The organism is Brevundimonas sp. (assembly GCF_003248455.1).
Taxonomy (GTDB): Bacteria; Pseudomonadota; Alphaproteobacteria; order Caulobacterales; family Caulobacteraceae; genus Brevundimonas.
In genome coordinates this window covers 1-3,605 of record NZ_QFNM01000070.1, presented here as the reverse complement: position 1 = coordinate 3,605, position 3,605 = coordinate 1, and the positions used below count along the sequence as shown (strand labels likewise).

The 3,605-nt window shown below is 67.5% G+C and carries 3 protein-coding genes and 1 pseudogene; all 4 read left to right on the top strand.

Translation table 11 applies throughout. The features are described 5' to 3' along the window. Nucleotides 1–630: 630 nt before the first annotated feature. Nucleotides 631–1,599 (top strand): ACP S-malonyltransferase, encoded by a 969-nt coding sequence (gene fabD / locus DI624_RS15990; protein ID WP_291540540.1) that lies wholly within the window; start codon nt 631–633, stop codon nt 1,597–1,599. Between the two features lie 82 nt (nt 1,600–1,681). Further along, nucleotides 1,682–2,422, top strand: coding sequence for a 3-oxoacyl-[acyl-carrier-protein] reductase (gene fabG / locus DI624_RS15985; protein WP_291540537.1), 741 nt, complete (start codon nt 1,682–1,684; stop codon nt 2,420–2,422). A 180-nt stretch (nt 2,423–2,602) separates the two neighbouring features. Then, nucleotides 2,603–2,811: pseudogene (locus tag DI624_RS15980) on the top strand (acyl carrier protein). Between the two features lie 146 nt (nt 2,812–2,957). Continuing rightward, the coding region (locus DI624_RS15975) for a beta-ketoacyl synthase N-terminal-like domain-containing protein (RefSeq protein ID WP_291540535.1) at nt 2,958–3,605 on the top strand (648 nt) is incomplete at its 3' end.

The window sequence follows — 3,605 nt, the reverse complement described above, 5'->3', positions numbered from 1 at the left end:
CGGGTCGGCGGGGTCTGCGAAACCCCGTCCCGAGTGCGGCCGAGTATCCCCCTCGACCCTCCGACACCGCTCCATGAGTCGATGTCGGCGCGGGCCGTTTCGGACCCGCTCCCGTTCCATCCGCTCCCGCCGCCGCAAGGTCGCAGGCCAGGCGAGCCCTCCGATGCGACGAGACGGGGTAAGAATACGCGCGTTTGGAGGGGGGATGGATGATGGGGGAGATATTTCGACAAGCGGTTGGATTCGCAGGGAATGCACCAGGCGCATTGTGATGGCTGGGCGAGCCACCCTCTCATCCGTCATCCTCGGCCTTGTGCCGAGGATCCATAACCCCGGTGTCCGCCGCCGTCCCACGACCTTTGAGACCGAGCGTATGGATCCTCGGCACAAGGCCGAGGATGACGAGGTGGTGGGCGAGAATGACGGGCGGGCGCCGAGGATGACGAGGTGGCGGCCGAGGATGACAGGCGGGGATGATGGGAGACGATGGGGCGAGGATGAGGTTCCGGTCCGGCCCCTGTCGCGCCGACGATGTGAGGCGGAGATAGCCGGACTCTGCGCCCCCGCTTGCCCTGACGGAAGTCTGGCCTTACGGGTCCGCGCCTCGATCAACGATTCAGGGAGGGGTCGATGGCCCTCGCACTTCTGTTTCCGGGACAGGGCAGCCAGGCCGTCGGCATGGGCGCGGCCCTGGCGGACTCCTTCGGGTCGGCGCGCGACGTCTTCGCCGAGGTGGACGAGGCCCTGGGCCAGAAGCTGTCGGTCCTGATGCGCGAAGGCCCCGAGGACCAGCTGACCCTGACCGAGAACGCCCAGCCGGCCCTGATGGCGGTGTCGATGGCGGCGATCCAGGCGTTGAAGGTCGAATTCGGTTTCGACGTGGCGAGCGCGGCCTATGTGGCCGGTCACTCGCTGGGCGAATATTCGGCCCTGGCGGCGGCGGGGGCGATTTCTCTGCCCGATACGGCGCGGCTGCTGAAGCTGCGCGGCCAGGCGATGCAGCGGGCCGTGCCGGTGGGACGCGGGGCGATGGCCTCGCTGATCGGACCCAAGACGGATCTGGCCCTGGCGGAAGCGGCCGCCGCTGCCGGCGCCGAGATCGGCGTCTGCGTGGTGGCCAATGACAACAACGCCGGCAACATCGTCATCTCGGGTGAGAAGGCGGCGGTGGACCGGGCCATCGAAAAGGCCAAGGAACTGGGCGCGCGGGCGATTCCGCTGAACGTCTCGGCGCCGTTCCACTGTCCGCTGATGCAGCCGGCGGCGGACGAGATGGCGGCCGCGCTGGCCTCGGCGACCATCGTGTCGCCCGTCGCGCCCGTGGTGGCCAATGTCCTGGCGCGCCCCGAGAGCGATCCGGAAGTCATCCGCCGCCTGCTGGTCGAACAGGTGACGGGGCGCGTGCGCTGGCGCGAGAGCATGGAATGGATGGCCGGCGCTTCCGGTTCTGGGGGCGGCGTGACCCGCTTCGCCGAGGTCGGTTCGGGCAAGGTGCTGACCGGCATGGCCAAGCGGATCGCGCCGGATGCGGAAAGCCTGCCGCTGAACACGCCGGAAGAGTTGGAAGCGTTCGCGAAGGGAGTGACGAGCAGCGAGTGACGAGTGGCGAGCTATTCGCCATACCGCTTTGCTTTTTCTCGCCACTCGCCACTAATCACTCGCCACTCTCGGAGAGACAAAAATGTTCAATCTTGCAGGCAAGACCGCGCTGGTGACGGGCGCGACGGGGGGCATCGGCGGGGCCGTGGCGCGGGCGTTGCACGCTCAAGGGGCGACCGTGGTGCTGTCGGGCACGCGCGAGGCGGTGCTGGCCGATCTGGCCAACGAACTGGGCGAGCGGGCGCATTTCGCCACGGCCAACCTGTCGGACCCGGAATCGGTCGACAATCTGGTGAATGCGGCCGAGACGGCGGCGGGCGCGCCGCTGGACATCCTGGTGGCCAATGCGGGGATCACCAAGGACGGCCTGCTGATGCGGATGAAGGACGAGGATTTCCAGTCGGTCATTCAGATCAATCTGGAGAGCTATTTCCGCCTGACCCGCGCGGCGGTGAAGGGGATGATGAAGCGCCGTGCGGGGCGAATCATCGGCGTGACCTCGGTCGTCGGCGTGACCGGCAATCCGGGCCAGACCAACTATTCGGCGTCCAAGGCCGGGATGATCGGCTTTTCCAAGTCGCTGGCGCAGGAGGTCGGATCGCGGGGGATCACCGTCAACTGCATCGCCCCGGGCTTCATCGCCTCGCCGATGACCGACGTGCTGAACGACCAGCAGCGCGAGACCATCCTGGGCCGTATTCCGGCCGGGCGGCTGGGCGCCGGCGAGGAGATCGCCGCCGCCGCCGTCTATCTGTCGTCCGACGAAGCCGCCTATGTCACGGGCCAGACGCTGCACGTGAACGGCGGCATGGCGATGATTTAGGACCAAACGTCCAGATCACGACGCGCAACAGACTATTTCCAGCCCGAAAGCCTGTGCTAAAGGGTCGGATGCATCGGCGGTTCGGGCTTTCGGGCTTGCGTCGCCTTCGCTGCCGTGAGACGGCGATTTCCTGAGCTACCCCCGCCTCTACGGCGATTTCAAACAGGCAGAGAGACACTCATGTCCGACACCCTCGAGCGCGTTCGCAAGATCGTCATCGACCACCTGGACGCCGATCCGGACAAGGTCACGGCGACTCGCTCGACAACGTCGAGCTGGTGATGGCCTTCGAAGAAGAATTCGACATCGAGATCCCGGATGACGCCGCCGAGCACATCCAGACGGTCGGCGATGCGGTCAAGTTCATCGACGAAAAGTCGGCCGGCTGATCCCAGTCGCCGAGATCGGCCGAACAGGCTGACGGTTCAAAGGGCCGCCCGGCGCTCCTAGCGGAGCCGCCCGGCGGCCTTTACTGTTTTCGACCGACGAATCCGTGATTCCGTCGGGGAGGTATGGATCTGAAGGAGCACGCACCATGCGCCGCGTCGTCGTTACGGGCATCGGTCTGCTGACCCCCCTGGGCTGGGGCGTCGAGAAGAGCTGGAAGGGCATCGTCGAGGGACGCTCGGGCATCGGCCCGATCACCGCCTTCGACACCGAAGGCTATGGCTGCACCATCGCCGGCGAGGTGCCCAGCGTGGACGGGCGCGGCGGCGGAGGCGAGGGCGACTTCGACCCCGACAAGATCATGTCGCCCAAGGACAGGAAGCGCGTCGACGACTTCATCCTGTACGCCATCGCGGCGGCGGACGAGGCCCTGGCCGACGCCGGCTGGAAGCCCGAGACGGACGAGGACCGCGAGGCCACGGGCGTCATGGTCGGCTCCGGCATCGGCGGCCTGGGGCCCATCGCGGACACGGCCATCGTGCTGAAGGAGCAGGGGGTGCGGCGGGTCAGCCCGTTCTTCATCCCCTCGGCCCTGATCAACCTGGCCTCGGGCCAGATCTCGATCCGCCACGGGCTGAAGGGGCCGAACCATTCGGTCGTGACCGCCTGCGCCACCGGCGCCCACGCCATCGGCGACGCGGCGCGGATGATCGCCCTGGGCGACGCCGAGGTGATGGTGGCGGGCGGGGCCGAAAGCTCCATCGTGCCGATCGGCATCGCCGGCTTTCTGGCCTGC